At 44.1% G+C, this 25140-nt stretch carries 17 protein-coding genes; 14 read left to right on the forward strand and 3 right to left on the reverse strand.

Going from position 1 to position 25140, the window contains the following annotated elements; all coding sequences use genetic code 11:
* The first annotated feature begins 9 nt into the window (after positions 1 to 9).
* The 10 genes from PCAR9_RS09985 to rmf all read left to right on the forward strand — a co-directional run bounded on the left by PCAR9_RS09985 (position 10) and on the right by rmf (position 17651).
* The gene (locus tag PCAR9_RS09985; RefSeq protein ID WP_179983469.1) at positions 10 to 1377 is read left to right on the forward strand and encodes a DUF1329 domain-containing protein; all 1368 of its coding nucleotides are present in this window, start codon (positions 10 to 12) and stop codon (positions 1375 to 1377) included.
* Between the two features lie 79 nt (positions 1378 to 1456).
* Positions 1457 to 2503, forward strand: coding sequence for a WD40/YVTN/BNR-like repeat-containing protein (locus PCAR9_RS09990; RefSeq protein ID WP_179983470.1), 1047 nt, complete (start codon positions 1457 to 1459; stop codon positions 2501 to 2503).
* Positions 2504 to 2518: 15 nt separating this feature from the next.
* On the forward strand, positions 2519 to 4837 hold the full coding sequence (locus PCAR9_RS09995; protein WP_179983471.1) for an efflux RND transporter permease subunit: 2319 nt from the start codon (positions 2519 to 2521) through the stop codon (positions 4835 to 4837).
* 196 nt (positions 4838 to 5033) lie between these two features.
* Entirely contained in the window at positions 5034 to 9872 is a 4839-nt protein-coding gene (locus tag PCAR9_RS10000; protein ID WP_179983472.1) for an NAD-glutamate dehydrogenase, read from the forward strand.
* A gap of 164 nt (positions 9873 to 10036) precedes the next feature.
* Entirely contained in the window at positions 10037 to 11044 is a 1008-nt protein-coding gene (gene pyrD / locus PCAR9_RS10005; RefSeq protein ID WP_179985203.1) for a quinone-dependent dihydroorotate dehydrogenase, read from the forward strand.
* An 84-nt stretch (positions 11045 to 11128) separates the two neighbouring features.
* The gene (gene rlmKL / locus PCAR9_RS10010; protein WP_179983473.1) at positions 11129 to 13225 is read left to right on the forward strand and encodes a bifunctional 23S rRNA (guanine(2069)-N(7))-methyltransferase RlmK/23S rRNA (guanine(2445)-N(2))-methyltransferase RlmL; all 2097 of its coding nucleotides are present in this window, start codon (positions 11129 to 11131) and stop codon (positions 13223 to 13225) included.
* The gene (locus PCAR9_RS10015; protein ID WP_179983474.1) at positions 13222 to 13455 is read left to right on the forward strand and encodes a glutaredoxin family protein; all 234 of its coding nucleotides are present in this window, start codon (positions 13222 to 13224) and stop codon (positions 13453 to 13455) included. Before rlmKL ends, PCAR9_RS10015 begins: the two co-directional genes overlap by 4 nt.
* A complete protein-coding gene (gene uup / locus PCAR9_RS10020) occupies positions 13452 to 15392 on the forward strand; it encodes an ATP-binding cassette ATPase Uup (RefSeq protein ID WP_179983475.1) in 1941 nt (646 codons plus the stop codon). Before PCAR9_RS10015 ends, uup begins: the two co-directional genes overlap by 4 nt.
* Before the next feature lie 12 nt (positions 15393 to 15404).
* Positions 15405 to 17171, forward strand: a complete 1767-nt coding sequence (locus PCAR9_RS10025; RefSeq protein ID WP_179983476.1) for a DUF3466 family protein — start codon at positions 15405 to 15407, stop codon at positions 17169 to 17171.
* Between the two features lie 303 nt (positions 17172 to 17474).
* Entirely contained in the window at positions 17475 to 17651 is a 177-nt protein-coding gene (gene rmf / locus PCAR9_RS10030) for a ribosome modulation factor (RefSeq protein ID WP_039220169.1), read from the forward strand.
* Positions 17652 to 17753: 102 nt separating this feature from the next.
* Here rmf and fabA read toward each other — a convergent pair whose 3' ends face one another.
* A complete protein-coding gene (gene fabA / locus PCAR9_RS10035) occupies positions 17754 to 18272 on the reverse strand; it encodes a bifunctional 3-hydroxydecanoyl-ACP dehydratase/trans-2-decenoyl-ACP isomerase (protein WP_025255307.1) in 519 nt (172 codons plus the stop codon).
* Positions 18273 to 18479: 207 nt separating this feature from the next.
* Here fabA and PCAR9_RS10040 point away from each other — a divergent pair, with 207 nt between their 5' ends.
* Positions 18480 to 18767 carry a hypothetical protein gene (locus PCAR9_RS10040; protein ID WP_179983477.1) on the forward strand — a complete coding sequence of 96 codons (288 nt, stop codon included), beginning with the start codon at positions 18480 to 18482 and terminating at the stop codon, positions 18765 to 18767.
* On the opposite strand, the gene PCAR9_RS10045 is transcribed toward PCAR9_RS10040, so the two are convergent.
* Positions 18764 to 20428, reverse strand: a complete 1665-nt coding sequence (locus tag PCAR9_RS10045; protein WP_179983478.1) for a cryptochrome/deoxyribodipyrimidine photo-lyase family protein — start codon at positions 20426 to 20428, stop codon at positions 18764 to 18766. The genes PCAR9_RS10040 and PCAR9_RS10045 overlap by 4 nt on opposite strands.
* A 12-nt stretch (positions 20429 to 20440) precedes the next feature.
* On the reverse strand, positions 20441 to 21748 hold the full coding sequence (locus PCAR9_RS10050) for a DASH family cryptochrome (RefSeq protein ID WP_179983479.1): 1308 nt from the start codon (positions 21746 to 21748) through the stop codon (positions 20441 to 20443).
* Positions 21749 to 21860: 112 nt separating this feature from the next.
* Between PCAR9_RS10050 and PCAR9_RS10055 the strand changes: the two genes are divergently transcribed.
* From PCAR9_RS10055 to PCAR9_RS10065, 3 genes are read left to right on the forward strand one after another with little or no spacing between them, the layout of a single operon-like run.
* Entirely contained in the window at positions 21861 to 23285 is a 1425-nt protein-coding gene (locus PCAR9_RS10055; protein ID WP_179983480.1) for a cryptochrome/photolyase family protein, read from the forward strand.
* Positions 23286 to 23288: 3 nt separating this feature from the next.
* A complete protein-coding gene (locus PCAR9_RS10060) occupies positions 23289 to 24827 on the forward strand; it encodes a cryptochrome/photolyase family protein (RefSeq protein ID WP_179983481.1) in 1539 nt (512 codons plus the stop codon).
* Positions 24814 to 24960 carry a DUF2256 domain-containing protein gene (locus PCAR9_RS10065; protein ID WP_071951583.1) on the forward strand — a complete coding sequence of 49 codons (147 nt, stop codon included), beginning with the start codon at positions 24814 to 24816 and terminating at the stop codon, positions 24958 to 24960. Before PCAR9_RS10060 ends, PCAR9_RS10065 begins: the two co-directional genes overlap by 14 nt.
* The last annotated feature ends 180 nt before the right edge of the window (positions 24961 to 25140 follow it).

Here is a 25140-nt window from a genome sequence, read left to right on the forward strand (position 1 = left end):
GTGGTTTTTATGATTAGAAAAGTAGGAATTATTGCAGCCGCCTTGTCACTGGCTTTATCTGGTGCAAGCGTTATGGCTAAAGTGTCTGATGCAGACGCAAACAAATTAGGTAACGAACTAACGCCGCTCGGCGCTGAAAAAGCGGGTAATGCTGATGGCAGTATTCCTGCCTGGACTGGCGGTATCACGTCTGCGCCTGCAGGGTACAGTGTGGGTGACCACCACCCAGACCCTTACCCAGAAGACAAGGTGTTGTTCGAGATAACAGCACAGAACTATAAAGAGTATGCGGAATTCTTATCTGAAGGCCAGAAGAAGCTTTTTGAGGCTTATCCAGAAACGTTCCGTATGCCGGTTTACCCAACACGCCGCTCTGCGTCAAACCCTCAGGCTATTTATGATGCGACTAAGGTAAACGCAACTCGAGCTGAGCTTCTCGACGACGGTAATGGCCTTAAAGGTGCAGTGTTGGGTATTCCATTTCCAATACCACAAAACGGTCTTGAAGCAATTTGGAACCACATTCTTCGTTATCGCGGAGCAGCGGTTCAGCGTAATGGTGGACAAGCAGCGGTTACTACCGGTGGTGATTACAACGTAATCGGTTTTGATGAGCAGTTGCTAATTAAATATGCTGAAGAAGGTGCTACACCTGAAAAGCTAACAGATGAAAATATTCTGTTTATGTTTAAACAAAAAGTAACTAAGCCAGCCCGTCTAGCAGGTACGGCGTTACTTGTTCACGAGACCGTAGACCAGGTTAAAGAGCCGCGTAAAGCTTGGACGTATAACACTGGTCAGCGTCGTGTTCGCTTAGCTCCTAACATCGCTTACGATACGCCGGGAACAGCGGCTGACGGCCTGCGCACTACTGATGATTTCGACATGTTTAACGGTTCTCCTAATCGTTACAACTGGAAGCTTGTTGGTAAACAGGAAATGTTTGTCGCTTACAACAACTATGCACTACATTCAGACAGTGCTTCATACGATGAAATCTTGAAGCCAAATCACGTTAATCCAGACCTTACCCGTTGGGAGAAACACCGTGTTTGGGTAGTTGAAGCTACGTTGAAAGAAGGTTTCCGTCACATTTATCAAAAGCGCGTCTTCTTCATTGATGAAGATAGCTGGCAAATTCAAGTAGCTGATATGTATGATAATCGTGGCGAACTCTACCGCGTTGGTGTAGCTTATGGTGTTAACTACTATGAAGTTCCTACGCAATGGTCGACGCTTGATGCGTACTACGACTTAAACTCTCGTCGTTATTTGGCCATTGGCCTAGACAACGAAGAGCAAATGTACGACTTCACCGTACGCCCTCGAGATGTGGAATTCACGCCTCAGGCGTTGCGACGAGAAGGTAAGCGCTAATCACCTTACACAACAAACGGTTGGCAATTGCCAGCCGTTTTTGTATACAGACAATTATAAATAGGGGGAATGGTTAATTATGAAAAAAACCATTGCAGCGTGCATTGCCGCCACATTCGCAGCTAATTACTCTACAGCTGCACTTGCCGAAGAAGCATTCATGGCACCTTTGGTTGAGCAATCAGTTCTTTTGGACATAGACGCTGATTCATTTGTCGTTATTGTCGGTGAACGCGGTCACGTATTAGTCTCGGAAGATGGCAAAACTTTCAATCAAAAAGCGGTGCCAACTCAATCAACGCTTACCGCTACCACGGTTGTGGGCGAAAAAATATGGGCAGTAGGTCACGACGCTGTCATTCTTCATTCTTCAGATAGGGGCGAAACATGGGAGATACAAAATTATCAACCCGAACTTCAACGCCCATTTTTAGATGTATTGTTCTTCAATGACCAACAAGGCATTGCTACAGGCGCTTACGGCCTGTTTTATCGTACGACAGACGGTGGGAACACGTGGACTGCCGAGCGTCACGCGAGCTTGTTGGATCCTCTTGATCAAGAGTACCTTGAAGAAGTCCGCAAGGAAGATGAAGCATTCTATCAACAAGAACTAGAATCTATTCTGCCTCACTTAAACCGTGTAACCCTTGATGGTGATACGCTTTATCTAGCGGGTGAAGCGGGACTTTTGGCCAAGAGTGTTAATAAAGGTGAATCTTGGGAACGTTATTACGTCGACTACACAGGCTCTTTCTTCGATATCAAACCGCTGGATGAAAACACGGTACTTGCAGTAGGTCTTCGTGGGAATATTTTCGTAAACAGAAATCAAGGGGAATGGGAATATGTGCAAACCTGTTCAACGAGCACCCTTAATTCAATCTTAATTGAATCAGAATCACAGGTTTATGCTTTGGGTAACAACGGCATGATGGTAAGTGCACAACGCCCGCTACCTACCAGTACGCGTGACCCTTATGCCAATCCATCCAATTGCCAAAGTGATGACGGCATTTCCGTGTCTCAAATAAAAGATAAAGCGGCGATTTTAAACGCCACCGAGTTTAACGGTACCAGCATTGCTGTTACTGCAAATGGCATTAAAACGTTGAATTTAAAATAGGGCAGTATAAAAACAATGACCCATTTTCTTGAAAAATTAGTGTTTGGTAACCGCAAAGTTGTGGTGGCACTGTTTGCCATTGCTACGATTTTTCTAGGTTACCAAGCCTCACAGATGCGTCTAGACGCAGGTTTCGAAAAGAATATTCCGCTTAATCACGAGTACATGAAAACGTATATTGAGCACCGCCAAGATTTTGGTGGGGCCAACAACATCCTAGTTTCAGTATGTGATAAAAACGATAATATTTATAATCAAAATTTTTTCGATACGTTAAAGAACGTTCACGACCAGCTTTTCTTCATCAATGGCGTAAACCGTTCGTTAGTAATTTCACTTTTCTCTCCCTCTACACGCTTCACTGAAATTGTAGAAGGTGGTTTCGCGGGCGGCCCTGTCATACCAGCAGACTTCGACTCATCAAGGCCAGAGGCCCTGGAGCTTGTGGCTGCGAACGTGGAAAAAGCGAACATCGTTGGTAGACAGGTTTCGAGTGACTACAGCTGCGCAATGGTAACTGCACAGTTGCTGGACATTGACCCTCAAACTGGCGAGCCCCTTGATACCCTTGCGTTAGCTGCAGAGCTTGAAGAGCAGCTGCGTGGTCAGTACGAAAACGAAAATACCTCAATTCATATTATTGGATTTGCGAAAATGATTGGCGACGTAGCCGATGGCGCTAAAGATGTACTACTGTTTTTCGCTATTGCTATCGCGATTACAGCCGTTATGGTGTACTTCTTTTCACGAAGCCTCATGCTTACCGTGTTGCCATTGGTATGTTCAATTATCGCCGTTATTTGGCAGCTCGGGCTTTTGACTTCCATTGGTTTTGGCATGGACCCTATGTCAATTTTAGTGCCGTTCCTTGTATTCGCTATCGGTGTAAGCCACGGCGTTCAAATGATTAACGCGGTAGAAAAGCAAGCGGTGACGGGCATTGGCGCGAAACGGGCTTCAATGGCGGCATTTAGAAACCTTCTAGTACCCGGCGGAATTGCCTTGTTATCTGATACTGTAGGCTTCATGACGCTACTGGTTATTGATATTGGTATCATTCGCGAGCTAGCCATAACAGCAAGTATGGGTGTTGCGGTAATCATACTTACCAATCTTTTATTACTTCCTGTCCTTATGAGTTTCTTAAAGCTAGACCAGAAGTATGTAGAGAAATTTGCTGGTAAAGAAAACGCAAATTCTAAATTCTGGGAAGTAATTGCTGCGTGTTCACGTAAAAAGCCAGCTGCGTTTATTTTAATTGTCACCGCTATTTTATTCGTGCTCGGTCATTTCCAAGCGCAGAATATGAAAATAGGGGACTTACACGCCGGTGCACCAGCGCTACATGAAACTTCTCGCTACAATGAAGACACCTTTTTGATTACTGACAAATACGAAGTAACGGTGGATTATATCTCTATACTTGTAGAGACGACCCCGGAAGCTTGTACCTCGCACAGTGTGATGAAAGCCATGGATGACTTCCAGTGGAAAATGGAAAACGTTCAGGGCGTGCAGTCTGCGGTGTCACTTGCGTCAGTCGCCAAAATTGTTAATGCCGGTTACAACGAAGGGAACGTAAAATGGCAGGTTCTTCCGCGTAATCAACAAACGCTGGTTCAGGCAATCTCTCGCGTACCTACCTCATCTGGACTACTTAACGGCGATTGTTCAGTTATGCCTATCATCCTGTTTATGGAAGATCACAAGGCAGAAACCATCTCTCGCGTTGTTGATGCAGTTAAGTCGTATCGCGATGCGTACCAAACTGACGATATGAAGTTTAGTCTTGCTTCTGGCCCTGTCGGCGTAATGGCTGCAACTAATGAAGCAGTGAGCGCGGCGCAAGATCCAATGATGCTTTATGTATTTGGAGCTGTTATCGCGCTCTGCTTAATTAGCTTCCGCTCAATACGTGCTACGTTAGTCGTCGTAATACCGCTATATGTAGTGTCTGTGTTGGCTCAAGCACTAATGACATACCTTCAAATTGGCCTCACCGTTTCTACATTACCAGTTATCGCACTTGGCGTGGGAATCGGAGTGGACTATGGTATTTATATTCTTTCTACCAAAAGCTTAATGCTGAAGAAAGGTGCTACCGTCCAAGAAGCTTATTTCGCTGCTTTGAAAGAGCGCGGAAGTGCAGTGTTGTTTACTGGCATAACGCTAGCTATAGGCGTAAGTACCTGGGTATTCTCTTCACTTAAGTTCCAAATGGATATGGGTATTTTGCTAACATTTATGTTCGTTGTGAACATGCTTGGGGCAATAATTGTACTGCCCGCCTTGGCTAGGTTCCTGTGGTGGAATAAGAACGACCCTGATGCATAAATTATTTTTGCATAGCTACGCATAAAAAAGGGCCTTTAGGCCCTTTTTTTTGGGTGTTTTCTGCATAGTTATCTATGCTGTTAATATAAGGTTAAAAATGGGCTTTCATTAGCGTCATTTATTAGAGAAAATAGTTAGGTACTCGGCACTTATACCAAGTTCAATTGGTATTATGACATTCAAAAAAGGTTAACAAATGACAGTCACCTCACAGCGACACTCAGTACTGCTAGACAATGTATTTGCACTTATTGATAAAAAAGTAGATACCAAGCAGAAGTCTCTTGTGCAGCAATTCGGACGTCTGTTGTATAAAAACATATCAAGCGACGATTTAGAAAATCGCAACGACAGCGACCTGTATGGTGCAACACTTAGTTTATGGAATGGTTTAGCAAAATTTGAATACGCTTCGCCTTACGTTCGTGTTTTCAACCCAGAAATAGCTAAACACGGTTGGCACTCAAGTCACACAATAGTAGAGATTATTGTGTCAGACATGCCGTTCTTAGTTGACTCTGTGCGTATGCTACTGAACCGGTTGAACATTACTGCGCATTTATTTCTTCATAGCCCTATTGGCGTTAAACGCGACAAATCGAACAAAGTCGAAACCTTTGCAGAACCAGGTCAAACCATAGAAGGTGCTAAAAAAGAGACTGTCATTTTCATTGAAATCGATAGACAGACGTCGAAAAAAGATATTGATGCTTTAACTAAAGAGCTTTACTCGGTAGTTGATGAAGTCTCTTTAGCTGTTGAAGACTGGCAGGGCATGACCAGCACTTTACAGGACGTTATCAAGAATAACGCGAAATACAATTGGCCTGTTTCCGCAGATGCAAAAAAACAGACTAAGGCATACCTTGAGTGGTTGGGTGACCATAACTTTACCATGATGGGATATCGCTATTATGAAGTTAAAGCAATTGAAGGCGATCATAGATGGATACCGAAAAACGACACCAGCTTAGGTCTTCTTAAAAACTCGATAAATGACCGCGAACGTCTGTTATCAAGACTGCCTGCATCAGCAAGAGCTGAAGCGTTAAGCAAAAACCCGTTGATACTGACCAAAACAAATTCTCGTGCCCGCGTGCATCGGCCAGCCTATATGGACTATGTGGGCGTGAAGGTATTTAACAAAGACGGGCAGGTCGTAGGTGAGCATCGCTTTCTAGGACTTTATTCAGCATCGTTTTATAACAACAGCGTAACCCAGCTACCCATTTTACGAGAGAAGATTAAGCGAATTTGTGAATTATCCGGCTTTGAGCCAGGCACACACGCATACAAAGCTTTTGCGAACATTATAGAAACCTATCCACGTGATGAGTTACTGCAAACACCAGCAGAAGAACTCGCACAAATTGTGATGGGCATTTTTCAGATGCAAGAGCGCGGTATATCTCGTTTGTTTATTCGCAAAGATACATTTGGCCGCTTCTTCTCTTGCATGGTATTCGTACCAAGAGAGCGCTATAACACTCAGTTGCGTAAAGAGACTCAAGAGCTACTTAAAGCGTCATTAGGCGCTACTGAAGAAGTCGAATTTACCACCTTCTTTTCAGAGTCTGTATATGCCCGTACGCATTACATTGCTAGAGTCAACGACAACAACGCGGAATTCGATGTGAAGGAAATAGAGCAAAACATTATTGAGTTGACCAAAACCTGGAACGACAGACTAGCGTCAGCAATTTCAGCGGCTCACGGCGAAGCATCTGGCAAGGCGCTTGAGCGCAAATACAACAATGCGTTTTCTCGTAGCTATATGGAGCATAACCTTCCATCGGCAGCGCTGGTAGATATCGGCAAGCTAGAGATGCTTGACGACAATCACACCTTGGATATGTTGTTCTACCGCCCACAAGAAGAAGACGCTGAAAGCCAAGTCGTTAAGCTTAAGCTTTTCCACCGTGCAGAACCCATTCACTTGTCTGACGTACTCCCCATGCTGGAGAACTTTGGGTTACGCGTAATCGACGAAAGTCCATATAAAATCACGTGTTCCGAAGGTGAGCGAAATTGGGTAATGGACTTCACCATGCTGCACAAAAGCGGCCAGCACTTTGATATGGAAATGGCGCAAACCCTTTTCCAGGACGCTTTTGCGAAGGTGTGGTATAAAACGCTTGAAGATGACGCGTTTAATCGCCTGATTTTGGGCGCCAATATGACGGGTCGAAAGGTGACGGTTCTGCGTGCCTACGCTAAATATATGCGTCAAACTGGCAGCTCATTTAGCCGTGACTATATTGCAAATACCCTCTCTAACTATCCAGATATTGCCCGTTTATTGGTAGACTTCTTTGACCAACGCTTTGACCCCAAGAAAAAGCGTAATCAGAAAAAAGAAGACGCAATTCTAGAGACCATCAAGGAACAGCTAGACAATGTAAGTAACCTTGATGACGACCGTATTATCCGTCGTTATTTGGATATGATGTCGGCAACTCTACGAACCAACTTCTATCAGCCAGACGATGCAGGCATCGAAAAGTCTTACGTGTCATTTAAGATGATGCCAGAGCTTATTCCAGAAATGCCGCTTCCGTTGCCTAAGTTTGAAATCTTTGTATACAGCCCACGTGTTGAAGGGGTACACCTTCGCGGTGGCAAAGTTGCCCGCGGCGGTCTGCGCTGGTCTGATAGACAAGAAGATTTCAGAACCGAAGTACTAGGTCTTGTAAAAGCACAGCAGGTTAAAAATACGGTTATTGTTCCTGTGGGGGCGAAAGGCGGGTTTGTTTGTAAAAATTTGCCAGTAGGCGAAGGCCGTGCAGCTATTCAGGCTGAAGGCCAAGCCTGCTACCGGTCTTTCATCACGAGCTTATTAGATATTACTGATAACATCGTTAATGGCGAAATAGTACCGCCAAAAGACGTCGTTCGCCTTGATGATGACGACCCGTATCTAGTTGTAGCCGCAGATAAAGGAACTGCAACTTTCTCTGATATCGCAAACGGTATTGCGGAAGAGTTTGGTTTCTGGCTAGGTGATGCATTTGCCTCCGGCGGAAGCATTGGTTACGACCATAAGAAAATGGGCATCACTGCACGGGGCGGCTGGGAGTCTGTGAAGCGTCATTTCAGAGAAATTGGCATTGACTGTCAGACTACCGATTTCACCGCTGTAGGCGTGGGCGATATGGCTGGTGATGTATTTGGTAACGGTATGTTGCTGTCAAAGCACACGCGCTTAATCGCGGCGTTTAACCACTTACATATTTTCTTTGACCCAAGCCCTGATGCGGCAGCAAGTTACAAAGAGCGCCAACGTTTATTTGAAAACCCAAGCCTTAGCTGGGAAGACTACGATAGCAAACTTATCTCGAAAGGCGGTGGTGTATTCAGCCGTGCCTCTAAGTCAATCAAGCTGACACCTGAGATGAAAAAGTGGTTAGGAACGCGTCAATTAACAATGACGCCTAACGAGCTTATTCACAACATTCTTAAAATGCCGGTTGATTTACTATGGAATGGCGGCATAGGTACTTACATCAAGAGTAAGAAAGAATCTCACTCTGAAGTGGGCGATCGTGCGAATGATGATTTACGGGTTAATGGCCGCGACGTTCAGGCTAAAATCGTGGGCGAAGGTGGTAACTTAGGTTTAACCCAATTAGGCCGTATCGAGTACGCCTCTAATGGCGGTCGCGTTAACACTGACTTTATCGATAACGTTGGTGGTGTGGATTGTTCTGATAACGAAGTTAACATTAAAATTTTACTTAATAGTCTGGTCAACGACGGCGAGCTAACGCTCAAACAGCGCAATAAGCTGTTGTATGATATGACCGATGATGTAAGCCGAATCGTACTTAAAGATTGTTACCGTCAAACCCAGTCAATCTCTATTACCGAGTTAGCTGGTGTTAAGCAACTTAAAGAACAGCTTCGCTTTATTCACGGCCTAGAACGAGAAGGGCAACTAAATCGTGAGTTAGAATTTATACCGAGCGATGACGAGATTTCCGATCGCGTGGCAACCGACCAAGGCCTAACTCGCCCTGAACTTAGCGTGTTAATCGCCTACGGTAAAATGGTGCTTAAAGATGCGCTTAATATCCCAGAAATTACTGACAATCCTTACCATGGTAAGCTATTAGTTGAAGCTTTCCCGAAGGTACTTCGCGAAAAGTTTGCATCACACATGCAGCAGCACCCGCTTAGAAGCGAAATTATCGCCACTAAATTAACCAATAATATGGTTAACGATATGGGCCTTAACTTCGTGTTTAGAATGCAGGAAGAAACTGGTGCAAGCGTAGACGAAATTGCAGATGCTTACGCAATTGTGCACGGCATTTTCAATATGGATACACTATGGGAGCGTATTGAAGAATTAGACAACGTTATCCCAGCAAAGCTTCAACTAAAAATGCTTGATGAAGCGCGCAGAATTATGCGTCGTGCCGCCCGCTGGTATATACGTCACGGCAACAAAGCGCAGTCAATTGAAGAGGCGATTGCGAGCTATCGCGGCACATTCGATATTTTATCGAAAAACTTACAGCATTATCTTGTTGAAAGTGAATACGCGCAGCTAGAAGCCGCAACGCAGAAATATATCGATAAGGGTGTACCTCAAGATATTGCGTATCAAGTAGCGAGTTTCTCAAACATGTTCTCAAGCTTTGATTTGGCACAAATTGTAGAAGCCGATAAGCATGATACTGATGTTGTCGCCAAGCTTTACTACCAATTGGGATCACGTCTAGAGCTTCACTGGTTCTTAGATCAAATCAACAATCAGGCGGTAAGCAACCACTGGCAGGCATTGGCTCGTGCTTCATATCGTGAAGAACTTGATTGGCAGCAGCGCTCAATCGCAGCAAACCTGCTAGCCTCTCGCGAAGATGTGAGCAACGCTGACCAAATTCTAGATGAGTGGATTGAAAGTAATCAGGCGCTTCTTAAACGTTGGTATCACATGATGTCAGAGTTTAAGACCAGCACAACGCACGAATTTGCGAAATTTTCTGTCGCTTTACGCGAATTGATGCTTTTAAGCGTGAAGTCTAACCATTAGAATACACGCACCTTAATGATTTAAGCCCTGTTTATCAGGGCTTTTTATTGGCCGATTGGTTATTATTGACTAGCTTTACAGCGTTTTTTGTCAGCAGATGATCTGTGAACGCAAGGCATAGCAACGACCAACAGACCCTTAATAAGCGAGCGTTAAACACAACCATGCAATCTCTAGTGCAAAAATTCTTACTTCAGTGTGAACCTGAAAAAAGTCACGATTTCACCATTAACTGGTTAAACAAGACACAACATACACCGCTGAAATGGATGTACAGCACACCAACGCTTAAAAAGCCCGTCACTGTTGCCGGCATGACGTTTGATAATCCGGTAGGGTTAGCCGCAGGTCTTGATAAGAACGGTGATTGTATTGATGCGTTTTCAAGCATGGGCTTTGGCTTTGTAGAAATTGGTACGGTAACGCCGCGTCCGCAACCGGGGAACCCTAAACCTCGCTTATTTAGAATTCCTGAAAAACACGCCATTATTAATCGCATGGGATTCAACAATAAAGGTGTTGATCATCTTGTTGAGCAAGTAAAAAAGGCGCAGTTTAAAGGTCCAATTGGCATTAACATTGGCAAAAACAAAGACACCGAAGAAGCAAATGCACTCGACGATTATCTGATTTGTTTAAATAAGGTTTATCCTTACGCTAGCTATGTCACAATCAATATTTCATCGCCTAACACACCAGGGCTTAGGAACCTGCAGTACGGTGAAGCACTTGATAAGCTGTTAGTAGGCTTAAAAGCTGCGCAAGAAACGCTCACGCAAACCCACGGAAAGTACGTACCGTTATTTATTAAGATAGCGCCAGATTTAAGTGATGTTGAAATCGAAAGTATTGCAGCATCGCTAATCAATAGCAAAATGGACGGCGTCATTGCAACAAATACAACGCTGTCACGGGACTCAGTTGCTGGCCTAAAGCACGCTGATGAAATGGGTGGCCTAAGCGGCTCTGTTATGACCGATATGAGTTTAGAAGTAACCCGTAAACTAAATAAGGCACTTGACCGCGCTATACCTATTATCGGCGTAGGGGGCATCGACTCTCCTGAAGCGGCGCAAGCGCGCTTAGATGCTGGCGCATCATTAGTGCAAGTCTACTCGGCCTTTATTTATCAAGGCCCATCTCTCGTTAAACGCATCGTAAACGCGTTATAATACAGTCGATATAAAGTACACCCGAAACCAATCTCTCGTGTGCGTGCTTTGCGTTAAGCGCGTACACCAAATACAGGTACATGAATGAATACTATTCTGGTTACGACCAGTCGCGGTCTTGACGAACTATTGAAACAAGAGGTGCTAAGCCTTTGCCCTGATGCACAAATTAAACAGGGGCCTGGTACTATTCAGTTTGAAGGGTCAAAAGAAGACGCTTATAAACTTTGCCTTTGGTCACGCCTAGCTAATCGCGTAATTTGGGTGCTAGCCTCCGGTAAAGCAGGCGACGCAGATGCGCTATATAACACGGCGATGGGCATTGACTGGCAAATGCAGATGGATTCACGTCATACATTATCTGTACAGTTTATCGGAACTAACTTTGCTATCAAAAACACCCAGTTTGGCGCTGTTCGTGTTAAGGACGCCATCGTAGACTCATTCGTAGAGCAAGGTTTACCTCGCCCGTCAGTCGAGCGCAAAAGCCCTGATATCTCTGTGTATGCCAGGCTGCACCGTGACAATGTAATTTTGGGTATAGACCTAGCTGGCGCAAGTTTACACCAACGCGCATATCGGCAAGAAACCGGTGACGCCCCACTAAAAGAGCATATCGCCAGCGCAATGCTTATGCGCAGTGGTTGGGCAGAGAATACCGAAGCGCCTTTGGTAGATTTAATGTGTGGCTCAGGCACTATTGCAATAGAAGCTGCCTACATTGCCCGAAATATCGCACCGGGTATAAAGCGTTCATACTGGGGCTTTACTAAATGGCTTGGCCATGAAGCTAAGGTTTGGGATGATTTGGTTGAATATGCCATTTCTGTTCAAAAGCCAAGCTGCGGCGGTATTTATGCGGGCGACTTCAGTCGTAAAATGGTGGCGATTGCAAAATCTAACGCTGACTTTGCTGGCGTGTTTAACGATATTTCGTTTTCTCAGCAGGATGCTACCAAGTCATCGCCGCCAGTTAGTACTCCTGGCTACGTTGTGTCTAATCCGCCATATGGAGAGCGTTTAGGTGAACTTACTTCGTTAATCCCGCTATTTAGCGATTGGGGTAAGCGCTTTAAAGAAGCATGGAAAGGCTGGCACGTGTCGCTTTTAAGTAGTAACCGTGACTTGCTACGTGTATTAAAGCTTCGCGCCACTAAAGACTACGCCATGAACAATGGTAAATTAGAGTGCCGTTTAGCTAACTATGTGCTTGATGAACAAAACACTGTTCAGTTTAGTGAAGACGCCGGCAATCATGAGTTTGCTAATCGTTTGAAGAAAAACCTCAAGCGTATGAAAGGCTGGATCAAAAGTGCAAACACAAACTGCTACCGTATTTACGACGCTGATCTACCCGATTACAACGTAGCGGTAGATAGGTATGGCGATTGGCTGGTCGTTCAAGAGTACGCGCCACCAAAAACTGTATCAGAAGATAAAGCCCGTAAACGCCTGCAAGAGGTGTTGTTGCATTTACCTGCTGTTACCGGGGTCTCACCCAAGCACATTGCGCTTAAAGTGCGTAGCCAGCAGAAAGGGACTAAGCAATACGAAAAAATTAACCAGTCAGGCGAAATGATGGAAGTGTTCGAAAATAACGCACGCTTTTTGGTAAACCTGACTGATTACTTGGACACCGGACTTTTCTTAGACCACCGAAATACGCGTCAAAAAGTAAAAACCTTGTCTAAAGACAAAGACGTGTTGAATATGTTTTCTTACACGGGCAGCGTATCTGTATTTGCAGCTATGGGCGGCGCCAAGTCTGTTACCACAGTAGATATGTCGAATACCTATTTGGAATGGGCAAAGAAAAATATAGCGCTTAATAAATTAAGTGGCCCTCATGCTTTTATTCAAGCAGATTGCACCACATGGCTAGGTACGCACAAAGGTAAATATGACCTAATATTTATCGACCCACCGTCGTTTTCTAACTCAAAGCGGATGCAAAGCACGTGGGATGTGCAGCGCGACCACGTAAAAATGCTTACCGACGCTAAAGCGTGTTTAAAAGAGCAGGGGATCATCATCTTCTCTAACAACAAGCGTGGTTTTAAGTTAGACGAGCCAGCTATCAGCGACCTTGGCTTGGACATTGAAAATATCACCCACGAAACCATACCCGAAGATTTTGCCCGTAAAGGGAAAATACACCAGTGCTGGATTCTACGTTCATGAAAATAATTTTCTACACGGGCCCTCAATGTGGTCTTTGTGATTTAGCCGATGTTGAACTGCAGCAAACGTCTATGTTTTCATCGCTTGTTATTGAGAAAGTCAATATTCGTACAAGTACCGAGCTTTATCACTTGTATGGCGCTCGTATTCCAGTTTTGAAGCGGGCCGATAATGAAAAAGAAATTGGATGGCCTTTTAGTGCCGCCGATTTAGAGGAGTTTCTTCAGTGAGCATTTTGCAGTTAAAAAACATCACTGTTATTTACGGAAATCCGCCGCTTTTAGACGGCGTTGAGCTGGTTGTTCAACCTAAAGAACGCGTATGTTTAGTTGGGCGCAACGGAAGCGGTAAATCCACCCTTATGAAAGTTATCGCAGGCGATATTATTGCCGACGATGGCCAGCGCATTATCGAAAATAATACCGTAATTGCACGTTTAGAACAGGACCCACCGCAGACGACAGACGTAACTTTGTTCGATTATGTTGCCGAAGGCTTATCTGATGTGGGCGAAACGCTGAAAGCGTATTTTCATCAAACCCGCATCGTGGGTGAAGACCCAAGTGAAGCTAACTTAAATAAGCTGCAGCGTTTACAAGAGCAATTAGAAGCCAGAGACGCGTGGCAGTTCGAGCAGCAGATTGAGCAAACGCTTACCATGCTTAAGCTTGACCCTGAGATATCGTTATCAACGTTATCTGGAGGCTGGCGAAGAAAAGCCGCTTTAGCCCGTGCGTTAGTGCGCCAACCAGATTTATTACTGTTAGACGAACCCACTAACCACCTTGATATTGAGATGATCCGCTGGCTTGAATCGAGCTTGAGCAATTATCAGGGTGCTATTGTGTTTGTAAGCCACGACCGTGCATTTATACGTGCCATGGCTACGCGAATTATTGACCTTGACCGTGGCTCGGTTACGAGCTATCCGGGTAACTACGAAACTTATTTAGAAAAGAAACAGCACGATTTAGAAGTTGAAGCGTCACAAAACGCTGAGTTTGATAAAAAGCTAGCGCAAGAAGAGGTGTGGATTCGTCAGGGCATTAAAGCTCGCCGTACCCGCAACGAAGGTCGAGTTAGAGCGCTGAAAAAGCTCCGTGAAGAGCGCAAAGCGCGCCGAGCAGTTCAAGGCAATGCGGTAGTCAATCAACATCAGGGCGCACGCTCTGGAAAAATGGTGTTTGAAGTAAAAGATTTGAGCTACAGCATTGAAGGAAAACCCATTGTTAAAGGGTTAAACCTGAATGTTTTACGTGGCGACAAGCTTGCTCTCATTGGTCCTAATGGAAGCGGTAAAAGTACGCTTATCAAGCTATTATTGGGCGAGTTGCAACCCGACAACGGCAACTGCAAACAAGGCACAAACCTTGAAGTGGCATACTTTGACCAACATCGCCACGGCTTGGATTTAGAGAAGTCTGTGATAGACGCAGTAGGCGACGGTAAACGCGACCTGATGGTAAATGGTCATCCGCGCCACGTTATTAGCTACCTACAAGACTATCTATTCACACCTGAGCGCGTTAATGCGCCAGTTAAATCGCTATCTGGTGGTGAGAAGAATCGCTTAATGTTGGCCAAACTCATGCTTAAGCCAAGTAATGTTTTGGTACTGGATGAGCCAACTAACGATCTTGATGTCGAAACCTTAGAGATGCTCGAAACATTACTCAACGAATATACCGGCACCGTGCTTTTAGTCAGTCACGATAGGGAATTTGTTGATAACGTAGCGAATAGTAGCGTGGTGTTCGAGGGTAATGGAATGCTTCGTGAATTTATTGGGGGTTTCACTGACGTAGAAAACTGGTATAAAGAGCAACAGGAAAAACGTCAGCAAATCGAAAAGGAAGAGAAAGCCAAGGTAAAGAATGAAACTAATTCAGCTTCAGACAGTCCTAGTGCTAAGTCTTCTCCCCGTAAGACGAAAAAGCTATCATACAAAGACCAGCGTGAACTTGAGTCCTTACCGAAAGAACTAGAAACACTTGAGGAAGAACTTGAGGCTATGCAAGAAAAAGTCAACGATCCAGACTTTTTCAAACAAGACAGTGACGTTACTGCCAAGGCGTTAGCCGAACTGGCAGATAAAGAAGAATTACTTTCCCAGAAATATGCGCGCTGGGATGAACTAGAAAGTATGCTGGAAGATAATCAGCAGTAAATAGGATTTTAAATGAAACGAACTCAGCTTGCCGCCGCCGTTCTGTTGGCAACAGGAAGTGTTTCGGCATTTGCCGCGACCTATTCAGTGACGCCTCTTCCTTTACAGGATACCGCTAGAAACAATTTTGCTCGTTCAATCGACAACTCAGGCAAAATGCTGTCTGTTGTTCAGCTTGAATACAACCCACCAGTAGATGTGGAGCAGTTAGAAGAAGATACCACTTTCTTCGATGTTAACGGCTCTGCTTTAGAAAATGAAGACGATGCGCGCCAAGGTGTGTTCACTAATTCAGATTATACGACAATCGTTAACTATCTACTCTCGTCTAGTACTGCGACCACAGGTCAGAAACTTGCGCCTTTCAGAACCTTCTTAACTGACACCCAAGATACTTCTTTGGTACCGGGTTTGGACGAAGTGACTGAAAAATTTGATGATTACACCCGCTCGGTAGAAGCGATAGGTAGAGACAGCTTAAACGGCAACTTTGTAGTAGGTGATTCATCTGGTTTAGTTGTTTTAGACCCATACGAAGATGAAGATGGTGATACCATAAACTACACTTATGCAGAATCGGCGCAGCAAGGTTTTATTCAAGCATCTGGTGTGTCTAAAGCACTACCAGCTGTAGACACAACAGCAGGCGGCTTTTCTTCGGCCCGTGCAATAAATGCAAACTTACAAGTAGCAGGCTTCAGTACGGTCAGTTTTCAAGACCAGGTAGATGAAGCTATTGAAACTTGTGCTGACGATGAGTTACGTGGCGATCAGTCTGAAGGGCGTTGTCTTTTCACCATTTACAATGGTGACTTTGCAGTACCACGTATCTCAAGCTATTTCGTCAATGCGAATTCAAGTCTACGAACGTTTTTTCCTGGCTTTGTTCAACTCTCAGAAGTAAACGCAACAATCTGGCAAGTTGACGTTAATGGAGACGTGATTAGCACTGATACCTATCCATTACTGTTCGAGCCGGATGAAGACGACTCAGCACACTACTTTACCTACGCTTATGATATTAATGACCAAGGTATTGCGGTGGGTGAAGGGCTAACTGGCGATAGCGTTACGATCAACCGACCTAACCAATCGGGCTTAACTGAAAGTGAGCGCGTTGCAACTGTATTCAGAGACGGCGAGACTATTGAACTTCTTCCTCGCGAAGAAAACCTTATCAGCCAAGCAATTGCTATAAACGATGAGAACTGGGTAACTGGCGCCGTACTTCGTTCGCAAAGCAGTACCGCTCGTTCACGCCTTTTTGTTTATAACTTAGATACTCAAGAACAAAAATACCCTGATGGCTTTTTCGTGAGTGCCGGTGTTACTGCGAACGCAATTAACAATAACAATATCGTGGTGGGTAAGGCAGATGTCGATGCGACAAGCGACACGCTACGTGAAACCGCTGCATTTATGTATAACATTGATACTGAAGAGTTTTTGGATCTTAATGATTTAGTCTCGTGCGACAACACTTACGAATTAATCGAAGCGGTTGATATCAACGACGACAACGAAATTATTGCTAATGCGCGTATTAAGATAAACAGTAAATACGTAACCGGCGTCGACATCATAAACTCAAGCGGTGAAACAGAACTGGTTGACTCTGTCGTTGCAGTTAAGCTATCTCCGATAGCTAATGGCTCTATCGAAGACTGTGAAGTACCTGAGGACGAACAGCCGTTTGAGCGCAGTGGCGCATCCACTGGCTGGCTTACGTTCTTTGGTTTGTTTGCCGCTGCTTTTGTGCGCAGACGTTTTAAAAAATAAATAACCTCCTCATGTAAATTCATGATGAGTTTAATAAAGCCACATTCGTGTGGCTTTTTTTATGCCTAAAAAATGCAAATACAGACATATTTATGCATAAAAAATGTAATATAAATTTCATCGAAACTTCATTTATTTAACGATTGTCAAGCGTTTTAATTTTATATTTTTCTTGAACCATTTTGTTAATTGCACTATCAAAGTAGTGTACGCAATCACTTTTCCGGCACTATCAACCGATATGATGTAGAGCGCTCGAGAAAATGATTTGTTGTACGTCCAACAAACAAAAGAGGCTAATCAATGAAAAGACAAAAAAGAGATAAAATGACTCGCGCTCATTCTAAAGGCTATCAAGCTGGTATTAGCGGTCGTTCAAAGGAAAATTGTCCATTTCAGCAAAACGATGCACGTTCACAGTGGTTAGGTGGGTGGCGTGAGGCAGTAGAGGATAGACACTTAGGTTTAAGCGTTAAATAACACTTCTCTTTTATGAACTGATTATGCAAAAAGGAAAGCCCCTGAAAAGGGGCTTTTTTGTGCGGCAGCGTTTTTATATGCAATGTCGACTAAAAACAGCGTTTAAAAATTTGATGTATCTTGGAACAGACCTACTTTCAAATCTTTCGCGACATAAATTTCACGCCCGTCGACCTCAACCGAACCATCAGCCATACCCATGAAAAGTTTACGCTTAATTACGCGCTTCATCGTAATTTTATACGTAACTTTTTTGGCTGTTGGTAGAATCTGACCGGTAAACTTCACTTCACCAACACCTAGCGCACGCCCTTTGCCAGGCCCGCCGCTCCAACCAAGGAAAAAGCCAACTAGTTGCCACATCGCGTCTAGACCAAGACAGCCTGGCATGACAGGGTCGCCTGGAAAGTGGCAATCAAAAAACCATAAATCCGGGTTAATATCTAACTCAGCAATAATCTCGCCTTTGCCATGTTCACCGCCGTCTTCAGTAATTGAAACAACACGGTCCATCATTAGCATATTTGGTGCAGGTAGCTGGCTGTTACCCGGACCAAACATTTCACCACGGCTACACGCCAATAAATCTTCTTTATTAAAACTACTTTTCTTCTCGGACATTCCCAACTCATTGTTGTTATTTAAGTGACGGTGTTAATTTAGCGAACACTTGTACGCCAAACAACTCTGAACAGTCATTTTTCTGAAGAAAAACGCGTGCTACTATACTAACTATAAATTTAATCCGTACAAATATCGCCCCATGCGTGTAATTTATAAACAGCGATTAAACTACGCTCCACAATATAGTATTTGTGTGTGAAAACTATGACAGAACAAACAACAAAAAAAACCAGTAGAAAAAGCCCTGCAGATAGAGCAAAAGCAAACGCTGATAAACAACGTCGTTTTAGAGAAAGACAAAAAGATGCCGGCAAAAAGCTAGTGAGAGGCTATGTCAGCCCAGAAGCGAAGGCATGCTATGACGAAATACGCGAAAAAACAGATTGGACCGACAGTGAAGCTATGTCGAACGCTATGCGGCTAATGTATGCGGCCTACAAGTGTGGTCAGATTAAGCTATTAAATGAGTGGCTAAGAAAGAATAACCGTTAGGCTGTTTTTTCAATTTGTGATTTGAGCCATATTCTGCTTGGACTATTTTGCATGGTATGGCGCCTGACAATACGCTGCGCTTCTTTTACCACATCATCGCGCTCGCGATAGTCCCATAAACGTTTTGCTGTTATACGGTTATTCTCTGCAATATCAATAATGGGCAGCACATAATCTTGTTTAACGTCAAAACCAAGCATTTGCGCTTCTAATGGCGGTAGATCGTAGGGCGCATGAACGGCTTCATTAGGTAGTTTAGCTAGCTCTGGCACCCACTTCTTAATAAATACGCCATCAGGGTCTAATTTTTGTGACTGTGTTGCCGGGTTGTACAGCCTTACGGTATGGATACCAGTGACACTTGCCTGCATTTGTATTTGGGGGTAGTGGATCCCCGGTTCAAAGTCTAAAAACTGTGTTGCAAGGTAATGTGCGGCTTTCAGCCAGTGCACGTTTAAATGGTGGCATAAAAAACTCGTTACCATTGCCCGCATCCGAAAGTTTATATATCCGGTCTGTCGTAGCGCTCGCATGCAGGCGTCTACCAAAGGGTAGCCTGTACGTCCAATGCTCCAGAAATAGAAACGTCGCTCAGCTTCCGGCCCGTCTATAAAAGGGAAGTGCTCATAAGCACGGTTCATTGGGCGCCACTCTATACTAGCCTCACTCTCAAATTTTTGAATAAAGTGGCAGTGCCAGTGCAGCCTAGATGTTAAAGCGGATAGGGCGCGACTCCACTGTTTGCGCGGTGATGTTTGCAAAGCTTTCTTAGCTTGTTTTTCCAACTGAACGCTTTGATAGACCTGCTTGATAGAAATGTTGCCCCATGCGAGATAAGGGCTTAATCGTGAGCATGCGCGTCGTGCATACTCAGGTTTTGAAATATGTTGGTGATAATACTGTCCACGAGAACTGAAAAAATCCTTCAAAACCTGCCAAGCACGCTTTTCGCCACCAGGCTGCATCAACGCGATATTAGGTGTTACTTCAACTTCAGTCATTTCGCTCTTGAGTGCGCTACCGTCTATATTACCGCTACAGTGGTTGGGTAGGTCAGGCGATGACCGTTTAAGTTCAGCTATCTCGTTAATAGATTTCGACGCGTTTAAAATGTCTTTATATTCACGCCAGTTAGCCCAATTAGCCGTTTCTATATCAAAATCATAGGTGGGGGTTTCGAAATGGAGCTCCCAGTTTTGCTGCCATTGTGCTCTATGGGGCAGACCACGTATTACTGCACCATACTGACATTCAGCGAATACAATTGATCTATTTATCAGGTATTTAGCAACGTCAATATCACGGTTATGCGTAACTGAAAGACCAGTTTCTTGGTAACTCCTAACCGCACCAATGTTGTAATTTTGAGCAATAAGTTCAAGTGCCTCTATTACTTCACAGTGCAAGGACAAAACACGTGCATGAGCAGGCAATTGACTGTTAATGTCATCTATACTTTGTTGCATAAATTGCCAATGGCGAAGGTCCATATGCGGGTCTGCGATAAGCGAGGGCTCCCAACAAAATAGTGGGAGTATCTTTTCTCCTGCCTCAACAGCGCGATAAAAAGGCTCGTGATCACGTAAGCGAAGGTCTCGCTTTAACCATATAACCGTGACTGTCTCTTTTGAGTTAGCCTTTTTTAAGTTATCTGACGCCATACAGTTTAAAAACTACAGCCATTTATTACGAAATGCGCCTGCCGGATCGTAAATTTCAGTCTGTTTTTGAAGGTTGAATTGCCTATGTCCGCGAGGGTCGCTTCCCACGCCGGCAAGGTAGAGCCAATTTCCCCAATTGCTTCCCACATCATGATCAACTAACTGATGCTCAAACCATGCAGCACCGTAACGCCAGTCTTGCCGAAGTTCGTGTACAAAGCAGCTAGCAACAAGCTGCCTACCGCGGTTCGACATATAACCTGTTTCTGCTAGTTGTCGCATACACGCGTCTACAATAGGGTATCCAGTATTGCCTTCACACCATTGCGCAAAGGTCTCAGGGCAATGTGAAGTGGAAGGAGTTTTACCTTGAATGCCGCTAAAGCGAAACCATTTAGCGCCATACTTACACTGCAGCCAGTGAAAAAATTCTCGCCACAACAGCTCGAAATAAATCCAATAAGTGGAATCATTTTTTTCAACGGTCTCTTCAAAGTTATGTACTTGCCTCATCACTTCGCGCGCAGAAAGTGAACCATTTGCTAACCAGGCAGACAACTTTGTGCTGTCTTTCCATGTATCAAGTGCATTACGTGTTTCCTTGTAGGATGACGCAGCATGCCAGTCAAATAAATACGTGTTTAGGTGAGAAAGCGCTGCGGTTTCACCACCAACGAACGAAGATTCAGACGGTTTCGGTAAATCGAGGTCAAGACTGAACAGAAAAGACGCGTCTAATGTTGGTGTGAAGGAGGTAGGTAGGGACTCTGGTGTAGGATGAACCGCTAACGGTTTGCAATGTTTCTCTACTTTGCGTCGAAACGGACTGAAAACATCGGGCATCTCTTCAATACTAAACGGAAATGTTTGTGCGTCAAAAAGACCAAACGTCGAGCGCTCGACAATAGTTAGTGAGTCAAAGAAACGTTTTACTGTGTTTAATTCTGCGGTTTCATCATAACCACAATATTGACTGACTCCAAGGTGGGTGTACTGCCCTGACTTCAACAGCTCAACTAGACACTGAGCGGCACTACCTTTCGCAACAAGTAAGTCGTGGCCAAACTTTGCTAATTGGCGTTTTAAATCTAACAATGTCTCAAGCAAAAATGTGCGTCTATGCTCGCCCATTGGATTAAGCCCGAACGCGTTAGGCGTAAAGTTTTTGTCATCTAAAATATAGACGAATGTGATTTGACTGACCTGTTCACACAACGCTGTAATGGCCGCATTATCGTGCAGTCTCAGATCATGCCTGAACCAAAATAGGCCTCGTTTGTCATTAAATTTAGTTTTATCGTTAGAATGTTGATTTATCATACTAATTTTAAGCGTTATTTTTAATATCTAGACGGATCTTGAATCCGCTTTTCTTCGTAAGACATAAGATACGAATAATATTTAAATTTGGCGCAACGCCTGAGGAAAAAAAGTGACCGTTCCTGTTAGTATCATGTGGTTCAGACAAGACCTACGCGTAAAAGACAATCCGGCATTAAATGCAGCTTGTGATATGGGGAAAATAGTACCCATCTATATTTATGATGATACAACCCCTGACGGAAGAGTACCTGGAGGAGCCAGTAAATGGTGGCTTCATCATTCTTTAGCTTCTCTGAATCAGCGCCTTAATGGCCACCTACAAATTTTTAAAGGCAACCCAAAGGATATCATTTCAACATTAATGAAATCTTTTGACGCAAAAGCTATCTTTTGGAACCGGTGCTATGAACCATGGCAGATAAACCGCGACAAAGAGATTAAGCAATTTCTCATTGACAGTGATTACGAAGCGCACAGCTGTAATGGAAGTCTTTTATGGGAGCCAATGAAAGTGCTCAAAAAGGACGGCACGCCTTATCGCGTATTTACTCCTTATTACAAGAAAGGTTGTTTGCAAGTAGAAGAGCCGCGTTATCCTAAAGCGCCACCAGCACGCATAACTTATGCAGATGTAGAAAATGAAGGTATTGAATTAGCATCGCTAAACTTACTGCCCACTATCAATTGGGACGAGACCATTTCGAAAGAATGGTCGCCAGGCGAAGACGGAGCTGCGGATAATCTAGCAGATTTTATCGAAAACTCTGCACGCAAATATAAAAACGGACGAGATATCCCTTCGGCTCGCGGCACATCGCGCTTATCACCCCATTTGCACTTTGGTGAGGTTTCGCCAAACCAAGTGTGGTACGCAATAAAAGACAAATTTGGCAATAGTGAAGACAAAAGTATTGAAACCTATTTGAGTGAATTAGGTTGGCGAGAGTTTAGCTACTACTTGCTGTTTCATTTTCCAACTCTGCCAAATAAAAACTTCAACGAAAAATTTAATAAGTTCCCTTGGCGTTCAGATGCTAAAGCGCTTAAGGCTTGGCAAACAGGAAAAACCGGAATACCAATTGTCGATGCGGGTATGAGAGAACTATGGCAAACCGGATACATGCACAACCGTGTACGCATGATTGTGGGGTCATTTTTGGTGAAAAACTTACTGCTTAGCTGGCATGAAGGTGAGCGGTGGTTTTGGGATACACTGTTAGATGCTGACCTTGCCAGTAACAGTGCCGGTTGGCAATGGGTAGCAGGTTCTGGTGCCGACGCTTCGCCATACTTTCGCATTTTTAACCCTATATTGCAGGGCGAAAAGTTCGATAAAAAAGGCAGCTATGTTCGCAAGTTTTGTCCAGAATTGAATAAGCTATCTGATAAGTACATACACAAGCCTTGGGAAGCACCTAGTGCAATACTAAAAGATGCAGGGATTGAACTTGGTAAACAATATCCCAAGCCACTCGTTGATTTAAAAGCATCACGGCAGCGTGCTTTAGACGCATTTCAGCAAATAAAAGAGTAGGGTATGGCAGCACTTATTTTAGTTTTAGGCGACCAGCTTACCGAAACCTTACCGGCTATTACCGATGCTGTAAAAAGCAAAGATACCATTTTAATGGCGGAGGTTCGTGAAGAAGCGACGTACGTAAAGCACCATAAAAAGAAAATAGCGTTTTTATTTAGCGCTATGCGCCACTTTGCTAAACGTTTGCGTGATGAAAACTATAACGTTAACTATGTTCAGTACAACGATAGCGCTAACAAAGGCGACTTACTCGCCCAAGTTAAGCACGCATTAAGCGAAAAGGATTTTGATGAAGTAAAAGTAACCATGCCGGGAGAGTACCGTTTACTAAAAAGCATGGAGCAATGGGAAAACGCGCTTGGCATTCCCGTAACAATCTGCGATGACAACCGGTTCCTATCTACGCCAAAGGAATTCACAGATTGGGCCGAAGGTAAAAAGCAGCTCCGAATGGAGTTTTTCTACCGTGAAATGCGCCGTAAGCATAACGTACTTATGGAGGGGAAAAACCCCATTGGTGGTAAGTGGAATTACGATGCCCAAAATCGTGAATCTATGCCTGAAACTCACAAAGTGCCTAAGCACACCACATTCGACGTTGACGACATCACTTCGAATGTAATTGAACTAGTAAAAGACGAATTCAGCGATCATTTTGGCGATATTGATAACTTTCACTTTGCGGTCACGCGGGAAGACGCCCTTACCGTTTTAAACACCTTTATAGAACAAAGGCTACCGAATTTCGGTCAGTATCAGGACGCCATGGTCGAGGGGAAGCCTTGGCTTTATCATTCCCATATCGCGTTCTATCTAAACTGCGGGTTATTAACCCCCAAAGAAACCATTCAAGCCGCCGAGCAAGCGTACCATGCTGGCCAAGTACCTCTTAATTCTGCCGAAGGGTTCATTCGACAGATACTGGGCTGGCGTGAATATGTGAGAGGTTTTTACTGGCACTTTATGCCGAATTTGAAAACGGACAATTATTTCAATAACGCTCGCTCGTTGCCTTCGTTCTTTTGGAATGCGCAAACCAATATGAACTGTATGCGCCAATGTATAAAAGAGACTCAACAAAACGCGTATGCGCACCACATACAGCGGCTGATGGTGATTGGTAACTTCAGCCTGTTAACCGAACTGAGCCCTGAAGAGGTACAAGCATGGTATTTGCTTGTTTATGCCGATGCTTATGAATGGGTTGAACTGCCCAATGTCGCGGGAATGATCTTGTACAGCGACGGTGGAAACTTAGCAAGCAAACCCTACGTCGCTAGCGGTAGCTATATCAACAAAATGAGTAACTATTGCAAAAACTGTGGCTATCAGGTCTCAAAAAAAACGGGACCAAAAGCTTGCCCCTTTAACTACCTCTACTGGCATTTCATTGATAAGCACAAAGAGAAGTTAAGTAACAATCACCGTATGGCTATGATTTATAAAACCTATGGGCGGATGAAAGAAGAAAATATTGAAACCATGAAACAGGACGCCACGATATTTTTATCAAAGCTAACCAAAAATGAAGAAGTCTGATTTACCTACAAAAATGTGCCCGGTCTGTGAAAGGCCGTTTACATGGCGCAAAAAGTGGGAGAAAAACTGGGAAAACGTGCGCTACTGCTCAAAGCGCTGTTCTTCGACAAAAAAGAAAGTTAGAAAACTTTAGTTAGTGAAGGCAACTAAACTGGCAGATTATGGCTAATGCAGATAATAGCGCTTCTTAATTTGCCGTTGTTATATCGAAGCACGAGTTTTCCGCTACCACCCACAGTATAAGATCAGCACCATTGCTTTCTCGGAAATTAGGCTTTTAAGAGCTCTCGTTGTTCTCTACTTGCGTATGCCC

Source organism: Alteromonas macleodii, assembly GCF_903772925.1.
GTDB lineage: Bacteria > Pseudomonadota > Gammaproteobacteria > Enterobacterales > Alteromonadaceae > Alteromonas > Alteromonas macleodii_A.

What these genes read in the sequence shown, in the direction of transcription:
- PCAR9_RS09985 (WP_179983469.1), top strand. Translation starts at nt 10, where the DNA reads ATGATTAGAAAAGTAGGAATTATTGCAGCCGCCTTGTCACTGGCTTTA.
- PCAR9_RS09990 (WP_179983470.1), top strand. Translation starts at nt 1,457, where the DNA reads ATGAAAAAAACCATTGCAGCGTGCATTGCCGCCACATTCGCAGCTAAT.
- PCAR9_RS09995 (WP_179983471.1), top strand. Translation starts at nt 2,519, where the DNA reads ATGACCCATTTTCTTGAAAAATTAGTGTTTGGTAACCGCAAAGTTGTG.
- PCAR9_RS10000 (WP_179983472.1), top strand. Translation starts at nt 5,034, where the DNA reads ATGACAGTCACCTCACAGCGACACTCAGTACTGCTAGACAATGTATTT.
- pyrD (WP_179985203.1), top strand. Translation starts at nt 10,037, where the DNA reads ATGCAATCTCTAGTGCAAAAATTCTTACTTCAGTGTGAACCTGAAAAA.
- rlmKL (WP_179983473.1), top strand. Translation starts at nt 11,129, where the DNA reads ATGAATACTATTCTGGTTACGACCAGTCGCGGTCTTGACGAACTATTG.
- PCAR9_RS10015 (WP_179983474.1), top strand. Translation starts at nt 13,222, where the DNA reads ATGAAAATAATTTTCTACACGGGCCCTCAATGTGGTCTTTGTGATTTA.
- PCAR9_RS10025 (WP_179983476.1), top strand. Translation starts at nt 15,405, where the DNA reads ATGAAACGAACTCAGCTTGCCGCCGCCGTTCTGTTGGCAACAGGAAGT.
- rmf (WP_039220169.1), top strand. Translation starts at nt 17,475, where the DNA reads ATGAAAAGACAAAAAAGAGATAAAATGACTCGCGCTCATTCTAAAGGC.
- fabA (WP_025255307.1), bottom strand. Translation starts at nt 18,272, where the DNA reads ATGTCCGAGAAGAAAAGTAGTTTTAATAAAGAAGATTTATTGGCGTGT.
- PCAR9_RS10040 (WP_179983477.1), top strand. Translation starts at nt 18,480, where the DNA reads ATGACAGAACAAACAACAAAAAAAACCAGTAGAAAAAGCCCTGCAGAT.
- PCAR9_RS10045 (WP_179983478.1), bottom strand. Translation starts at nt 20,428, where the DNA reads ATGGCGTCAGATAACTTAAAAAAGGCTAACTCAAAAGAGACAGTCACG.
- PCAR9_RS10050 (WP_179983479.1), bottom strand. Translation starts at nt 21,748, where the DNA reads ATGATAAATCAACATTCTAACGATAAAACTAAATTTAATGACAAACGA.
- PCAR9_RS10060 (WP_179983481.1), top strand. Translation starts at nt 23,289, where the DNA reads ATGGCAGCACTTATTTTAGTTTTAGGCGACCAGCTTACCGAAACCTTA.
- PCAR9_RS10065 (WP_071951583.1), top strand. Translation starts at nt 24,814, where the DNA reads ATGAAGAAGTCTGATTTACCTACAAAAATGTGCCCGGTCTGTGAAAGG.